Here is a 6631-nt window from a genome sequence, read left to right on the forward strand (position 1 = left end):
ATCGTGCCACGGGGGTGCCCGCGGCCGGAACCCTGGCGGCGGCCGCCGACTCAGCTCCCTACGGCCACCGGGGTGTCGAATTCCACCGGCAGGCTGGTCGGGCCGCTCATGCCGAGCATCGGCTTCCACGGGGCCGGACCGGCCCGGCGCAGATTCGGCAGCCGTCCCGCCAGTATCCGCAGCGCTTCGGCGAGCTCCAGCCTCGCCAGGTTCGCCCCGAGACAGTAGTGCACCCCGCCACCGAACGTGAGGATCGCCGGCGGGTCCTCGCGGGTGATGTCGAATCGGTCCGGATCGCGGTAGACGGCCGGATCGCAGTTGGCGGCGAACGTGTTCACGAGGACGAACGTGCCGGCGGGAAACATGTAGCCGCCGACGGTGAGGTCGGCGTTCACCGTCCGCAGGGTGCTGCACACCGCGGGCGAGTGACGCATGCTCTCCTCGACCGCACGCATCGCCAGGCCGGGCTCGGTCCGCAGCATCGCCCACTGTTCGGGGTGGTCGCACAACACCTGAACAGAGGCGGACAACTGGTTTCGGGTGGTGTCGGTGCCGGCCACCAACAGGCTGGCGACAGTCATGCGCAGTTCGTCGGCGCTCAGCCGGTCGCCGTCGTCCTCGGCGCGGATGAGTTCGGAGAGGAGATCGTCGGTGAGATCGCGGCGCCGCTGCGCGATCATCGTGTCGACGTAGGCGTCGAGCTCGGCCCATGCGCCCAAGACGGCGGGGATCTCGGCGACGAGATCGACGTCGAAGCTGACCATCTTGAAGATCTCCTCCGCCCAGCGCGAGAACATCTGCCAGTCCTCACGTGGCGCGCCGACCAGGGCGCAGATCACCGGGATCGGGTAGTGCCGGGCGATGTCGGTGACGACATCGCAGCGCTTCGTCTCGGCGACACCGTCGGCCAGCTCGTTGACCACCGCGACGATGGTGCCGTGCAGGCGGGCGGTTGCGCGCGGCGTGAACGCCTTCGACACCAGGCTGCGCAGCCGATGGTGATGTGCGCCTTCTGCGCACATGATGCTGCCGACCACCCGGTCCCAGAGCGGCCCCGAGGTCACGCCCTGCGCCGTCAGATGTATGCCGGGCGGAATCACGAACCGGCTGTCACGCAGGATCGTCCGGGAGAGTTCGTAGGACAGCACCTCCGGACCGAGCGGACCGATGGCGACCGGCGCCTGCGCCTGGGCTTCCCGAATTCTCGGCAGCACCTCGCGCGGCGTCTCCGTGGCCTCGTAGTGCAACACCGGGAGATTCGATTCGAACACGCTCGGCGCCGCGGTCTCGACGTTCATGGTGCCTCCTTGGCGGCGAGGAATCTGACGGGCAGTCGCGGCAGGGTGCAGGTGGCGGCGGGCCAGGCGATCTCCGGTGTGTAGTGGGAGGCGAGCTCGAAATCGGGTATGCGGCTCAGCCATTCGGCGATCACCAGATTCAGCTCCATGCGCGCCAGGTGCGAGCCCAGGCAGCGGTGCGCACCGCCGCCGAAAGCCCAGTGTCTGTGCAGCTTGCCGTCGAGGACGATGTCGTCACCGGAGGTCGGATCGCTGCCGTCGCGGTTGATCGCACCCAGGCAGAGCCGGACCTGCGCTCCGGCGGGGATCGTGTGGCCCGACACGGTCACCGGCCGCGTCGTCACCCGCCCGACGACCGGGGCCGGGGGTTCGAGCCGGAGGATCTCCTCGACGAATCCCGGTATCGCAGCGGCGTTGTCGCACAGCTCGCGACGCAGGCCCGGACGCCTGGCCAACTCGAGCATCGCCGCGCCGATCGCCGAGGTGACGGTGTCCAAACCGGCGAGGACGAGGACGAAGGCCAGTCCGAGCGCCTCCTGATCGGTGAGTGCGTCGTCGCCGGTGAGCAGTCGCGACAGGATGTCGTCACCGGGGTCGTTCCGATGGGAGGTGACCGCCTGGCTGAGGTACTGGAACAACTCGACGGCGGGCACCAGAGCGGCGGGGTCGGGGTCACTGTCGAGGCTGATGCCGATGACGCCGTCCTTCCAGGCGATCAGCCGCTGCCGGTCGGTGAGCGGCAGACCGAGCAGGGTGAGGAACACCTGCGAGGGGTACGGGGTGGCGAGGTCGGCCATCACCTCACACCCGTCACCGCCGCCCGCGATCCGCTCGATGATCTCGGCGGCCTGCGCCTGCATCGAAGGGAGCATGCGTCCGAGCGTCTGCGGACTGAAGAAGGAATGCAGCAACCGACGGTAGCGGGTGTGGTCCGGGGGATCGCAGGCGAGCGGAATGAGCGGCACGGGGCTGACCATGGTGTCGAACGCCCTCGATGACGAGAAGGCCTCGGAGTCGCGCAGTGCGGCGAGCACATCCTCACGCCGGGTGAGGTAGTACCACCCGTCTCCGGTCACCACGGGTCCGAGGTCGCGCAACGCCGCCCACCCGGCGCCGCGGTCGCCTGCCATGGGTAGACCGTCGTACAGGATGTGCGGCAGTGCGGTCTGCTCGCCGGGCGTGGCCATGTCATCCGCCCTGTCGGTGTCGCCGGTGACCGTCATGGCACATTGGTCGCGAGGAAGGTCAGCGGCAGGCCGAGCACCGAGAGGTCGACCTCGTCGAGATAGGTTCCGTCCCCGTCGAAGTGCTGCCGGAAACGCGTCGTCCCGCCGTAACGCCCGGCGACGGATTCGGCCGCCTCGGCCCCGGGGACCCGGATGACGACGGTGTACACCCCGTCGCCGTGCCCGGCGAGAAAGTCCCGAACCGACGCGGCGACCGTGGCCGTGGCTCCGGCCAGCGGACTGATCAGTTCGATCCCCCGTTCCCAGTCGAGGTGGACCTGCAGGCCGAGCTCGGTCAGCTCCAGGTCCTGCAGTGCGAACCCGATCTCGGTGAACATCCGCGCCGCCTCGGCGTGGCGTTCGGGCGCGACGGCGAACACGACGTGGTGCAGCCGGGTCGCCGTCGGTCCCTCGGTCACGGCCGCACCAGTCCGCGCGGCCGGACGAGACCGAGGTCCAGATGGGTGATCCAGCCGGGCGCGGCGTCGCACACGTCGGGGATCGCGTTGATCGCACCCATCGCGGTCCACGCGTAACCGGGGTGGGAGAAGGCGCCGTCCGGCTGCTCGACGCCCTGCAGTGTCAGCTCCGTCGGCGGGTCACCGTCGATCACGATGCGGTACCGCGTTTTTCCCCAGTCCCATGCGGGGTCGAGTCCGTCCGGCCCTGTGGTCAGGTAGATCGCGTGGAACACGATCAGGGGCCGGCCGTCGACCCACGCCGTCCACTCGTGGTGCTGGGCGGCGACCGTGCCGCGCGCGATCGTGCCCTCGTCGTGCGGGATGTCCTGCGTGGCGGTGGCGGCCCGCAGGTCCGCGGTCACCTCGGCTATCTCGACGCCGAGCCCGTCGGCGATCATGTGCATCGACTGCGCGAAGAACGGCACCCCGAGGCCGAGAATCGTCGGCGTGGAGAGGAACTCCTCCTTCGGCTTGCCGAAGCCCAGCCAGTCGATGTGGTCGACCGGCGCGTCGGTGAGGACGTTCACCACCTCGTAGACCTCGATGCGCTCGATCCTGTCGACCACCCGGGCGAGGGTGAGGGGCAGGATGTCGCCGGCGTAGCCCGGGTGTATCCCGCCGCCGTGGAACGACACACCGCCGTCGGCGCACGCGGCGCGGATCTGGTCGCCGTACTCGGCGAAATCGGCGCTCGGGTAGAAGAAGCCACTCGTGGTGACGACGTTCTTGCCCGATCGCAGCAGACGGCAGACGGTGTCGACGTCCATGATGACCGGCGTGTAGAAGACGCAGTCGGCGTCCAGTGCGACGATCGCGTCGATGTCGTCGGTCGCCAGGACGCCGTTGGGTGCGGTGCCGGCGATCTCTCCGGCGTCCTTGCCGACCTTCTCGGGCGCGTGCACCAGCACACCGACCAGTTCGAAGGTCGGATTGCCGGTGAAGTGCCGGACCCCGACCTGCCCGACGTCGCCCGTCATCCACTGGATGACCCGATATGTTCTCGAAGGGTTGTCAGACATCGAGCTTCGACCTTTCACCGGGCGGCCAGAACGCCGCGGGGCAGCATCAGCGGGAGAGTGGTGTACGTGGCGATGCCGGGCGGCGCCGCGACCACGGCAGGGATGGCGGTGATCGCCGGCATGGCCGTGATGGTGAGGCCGAGCATCACGAAGTCGTCGAGTGTCTCGGCCCGGAAGTCCGGCGGCGGCTCGAAACTGAGCGTGGTCCTGATCGTCGGCCGGCCCTGGACCTCGACGGTGTAGCCGAAGTCCATCGGCCAATCCGGGTCCAGTGACTGGCCCTTGCGCCAGCGGCCGCGCACCTCGATCACCTCGCGTCCGCCGATGACGCCCTGCCAGCGCACATCGACCCCCGCGACGCAGCCCTTGCCGATGGTCCAGCCGCCGGGGAGTTCGAGATCCTCAGTGGTCTGGGCGTAGTCGACGCTGCACCGCACCTCGTCGAGGCGGGCGCCGAGGGCGTCGGCGACCAGGAGCACGGCCTCCCGGAAGATCCACGACCCCTTTTCGGTGATCGCGGGGAGGTCCGGCTGATCGATGGGATAGCCGAAGCCCATCGGCTTCTCGGTCGCAGGCGAGTTGTAGATGGTGGTGTCGAAGGACTCCAGGATCGAGATGCGGTCCACCCGGTCCGACAGCCCTGCCGTGACGATCGACAGCATCTGCATGAATCCGGGGTTGATGCCACTGCCGAAGATCGTCGCGTCCCCGCGCAGACAGGCCTCGACGATGCGCTCCCTGTCCGGCCCCAGTCCGTCGCCGGTGATGAACTCCGACGTCGTCACCACGTTGGCCCCCGATTCGAGGATCCGGATGAGTTCCTCGACGTCGGCGAACATCGGGTTGTAGACGACGCAGTCCGGCCGCAGTGCGAGCAGGGCGTCGATGTCGTCGGTGGCCGTTATGCCCAGGGTGGGGATCCCGGCGAGCTCACCGGCGTCGCGGCCGACCTTGTCCGCCGACCAGGCGTAGCAGCCCACCAGTTCCAGCAGCGGGTTCGCCGCGATCGCCTGCACGGACTTCGTGCCGACGTTGCCGGTGGTCCACTGGACGACGCGGTGGGTCACCCGCCGGCAGGCTTCCTCGACAGCACGCCGCGGCCCACGATCGTCGGCAGATCGAGGAATGTGCGGATTCCCGGTTCCGCCGCGCAGACGGGGGCGATCGCATGCACGGCGTGCATGGCGGTGCCCAGGCAACCCTGGTCGGTGTCGTCCTCGCCATGGGTGGCGATCCGGGATTCGAGGACCATCGACGGCAGACCCTCGACGGTGACCTTCCAGCCCCGGCCGTTCGGCCAGTCCGGCGCCTGCTCGGCGCCGAGGCGGGTGATGTGCTCGACGGTGAGCGCCCGGCGCCCCTCGATGATGGCGGTGTAGCTGAAGCGCTGCGCGGCAACGGTTCCCGCCTCGATCCGGCCGGCCTTGACCTCGATCGGCTTGTCGGTGACGGCGACCTGCCGTTCCCAGACGTAATCGTCGATCGTCGCGCCGAGACCGTCGGCCAGCAACATCAGCGGGGCCTTGAACGACAACCCGCCGACGGCCTCCTCGTCCATCGGCACCTTCTCGTCGGGTGGCTTGCCGAAGCCCATGACGTCGAACAGCACGAACGGAACGCCATAGGTGCTGTAGTCCATGAGTTCCTGCACCAGCAGCGAGTCGACCCGGCGGAACAGTCCGGACATGGTCAGCGGCAGCACCTCGGCGGCCCAGCCGGGTTGGATACCGGTGCCGTGGAACGACGTTCCCCCTTCATCGCATGCCGCCTGCAGCCGTGCGACCACCTCGTCACCGACGCTGTGCGGGTAGATCCAGGCGGTCACCGCCGTCGAGACCACGTTCTTGCCCGAGGCCAGCAGCCGGCAGACGTCGTCGAGGGCGACCGGCGGGTTCCACTCCCCCTCGGCCATGTACAGCACGCAGTCGGCGTCCAGGGCGATGATCTCGTCGGCGTCGTCGGTGGCCGTGACGCCGATCGGGCCGATGCCGCAGATGTCGCCGACGTCGCGGCCTGCCTTGTCCGCGTTGTAGACCCGGGCGCCGACCAGTTCGAGATCGGGGTGTTCGTGTACCGCCGCGACGGCGTGGCTGCCGACGTTGCCGGTGGCCCACTGGATCACCCGCAGCTTCTTCGTCACGGTTGTTGTCCGGGAGTTTGTCCGGCCGCCTCGCGGGCCTGGCGCGCCTCGTAGCGGTCGACGAGCTCGCGGAAGCCGAGCCTGTCGTATTTCGGGATCGGTTGGATCCCCCACTCGTCCTTCGCGGTGTCCTTGCCCTCTGCGCCTTCCGGCGGGCCCAGTGGCGGATAAGGGTACTTGCACTCGAGGGTGTCGTCGGAGTAGCGGACCTTGAGCAGCTCACTGCAGATCTGGGTGAGGCTCAAGGTGGGGTAGCCGTAGTAGACGGCCATGAACGGCAGGGTGAAGGCGCCCTCGATCACCAGCGCGACCAGGCACACCAGCACCGCACGTTTGATCCATTTGTGCATGCGCGCGTAGTAGGGCGTGGTGCCGGGCGGCAGGTCCTCGGCGGTGGTCTGTTCCTCGGTGGGTGACGGTGTGGTCACAGTCGTTGCTCCTTGCGCTCAGTCGGAGAAGATCTCGCGGTTCACGGTGTGCAGGTACG

At 68.7% G+C, this 6631-nt stretch carries 7 protein-coding genes; all 7 read right to left on the bottom strand.

The window, feature by feature from the left end:
* Positions 1 to 50 precede the first annotated feature (50 nt).
* The 7 genes from Q2100_RS08015 to Q2100_RS08045 are packed head-to-tail and all read right to left on the bottom strand — an operon-like array spanning position 51 to position 6494.
* Positions 51 to 1298: a cytochrome P450 gene (locus Q2100_RS08015; RefSeq protein ID WP_302913579.1), complete on the bottom strand. Its 1248-nt coding sequence runs from the start codon at positions 1296 to 1298 to the stop codon at positions 51 to 53.
* Complete coding sequence (locus tag Q2100_RS08020) at positions 1295 to 2485, bottom strand: cytochrome P450 (protein ID WP_302913583.1); 1191 nt, start codon at positions 2483 to 2485, stop codon at positions 1295 to 1297. Before Q2100_RS08020 ends, Q2100_RS08015 begins: the two co-directional genes overlap by 4 nt.
* 32 nt (positions 2486 to 2517) lie before the next feature.
* Positions 2518 to 2904, bottom strand: coding sequence for a hypothetical protein (locus tag Q2100_RS08025; protein WP_302913584.1), 387 nt, complete (start codon positions 2902 to 2904; stop codon positions 2518 to 2520).
* Positions 2905 to 2939: 35 nt separating this feature from the next.
* The gene (locus tag Q2100_RS08030; protein ID WP_302913580.1) at positions 2940 to 4004 is read right to left on the bottom strand and encodes an NAD(P)H-dependent amine dehydrogenase family protein; all 1065 of its coding nucleotides are present in this window, start codon (positions 4002 to 4004) and stop codon (positions 2940 to 2942) included.
* A 14-nt stretch (positions 4005 to 4018) separates the two neighbouring features.
* Positions 4019 to 5071: an NAD(P)H-dependent amine dehydrogenase family protein gene (locus Q2100_RS08035; RefSeq protein ID WP_302913581.1), complete on the bottom strand. Its 1053-nt coding sequence runs from the start codon at positions 5069 to 5071 to the stop codon at positions 4019 to 4021.
* The gene (locus Q2100_RS08040) at positions 5068 to 6144 is read right to left on the bottom strand and encodes an NAD(P)H-dependent amine dehydrogenase family protein (protein ID WP_302913582.1); all 1077 of its coding nucleotides are present in this window, start codon (positions 6142 to 6144) and stop codon (positions 5068 to 5070) included. The genes Q2100_RS08035 and Q2100_RS08040 overlap by 4 nt, the downstream gene beginning before the upstream one ends.
* A complete protein-coding gene (locus tag Q2100_RS08045) occupies positions 6141 to 6494 on the bottom strand; it encodes a hypothetical protein (RefSeq protein ID WP_264012117.1) in 354 nt (117 codons plus the stop codon). Before Q2100_RS08045 ends, Q2100_RS08040 begins: the two co-directional genes overlap by 4 nt.
* Positions 6495 to 6631 lie beyond the last annotated feature (137 nt).

Source organism: Mycolicibacterium arseniciresistens (assembly GCF_030519285.1).
In the GTDB taxonomy this organism is placed as follows: domain Bacteria; phylum Actinomycetota; class Actinomycetes; order Mycobacteriales; family Mycobacteriaceae; genus Mycobacterium; species Mycobacterium arseniciresistens.

Excerpts from the sequence above, each read along its gene's own strand:
- Q2100_RS08015 (WP_302913579.1), bottom strand. The coding sequence starts at position 1,298 with ATGAACGTCGAGACCGCGGCGCCGAGCGTGTTCGAATCGAATCTCCCG.
- Q2100_RS08020 (WP_302913583.1), bottom strand. The coding sequence starts at position 2,485 with ATGGCCACGCCCGGCGAGCAGACCGCACTGCCGCACATCCTGTACGAC.
- Q2100_RS08030 (WP_302913580.1), bottom strand. The coding sequence starts at position 4,004 with ATGTCTGACAACCCTTCGAGAACATATCGGGTCATCCAGTGGATGACG.
- Q2100_RS08045 (WP_264012117.1), bottom strand. The coding sequence starts at position 6,494 with ATGCACAAATGGATCAAACGTGCGGTGCTGGTGTGCCTGGTCGCGCTG.